At 43.5% G+C, this 430-nt stretch carries 1 pseudogene; it reads left to right on the top strand.

The features are described from left to right. Positions 1-58: 58 nt before the first annotated feature. Positions 59-430, top strand: a pseudogene (locus ACTHUR_RS21710) (hypothetical protein); the annotation flags it as partial.

Consider the following 430-nt stretch of genomic DNA (forward strand, 5'->3'; position numbering starts at 1 on the left):
CTAAATATGTTTTTTATTTTCCATGTAGTTCAAAGTGTTTGATGTTGGGAGTCATGATATGGATTTGAATGATTGGAAGGAAAATGGCCGGCAGAAGCAGATGGGCGACCAAGGCAAACCTTTAAACGACGGCACATCTGCAGAATCCCAACAGGATGTTGATTTGTGGGATCACAAGCAAAACGGTGTTGTTGAAAACGAAGTTGAGGTTGTGGCTGACGCGGTAGAAATTCAGGAAGCAGTAGAAGGTCAGGATGTAGTTGAACATCCTGAAATGCCGTCTGAAAAAAACGAGAAGAAGGCCAAACGCAAAAAAGACAAGGCGAAAAAGAAAAAAAATAAAGCCGAGGATTTGAATGCGTCTGATCTGTTGGGTACGAATAAGGGCGTGGAAACCATGTTCCGCAATGCCGTACGCTCGGAGATGGAA

It is taken from the genome of Neisseria sp. P0021.S007, from assembly GCF_051956855.1.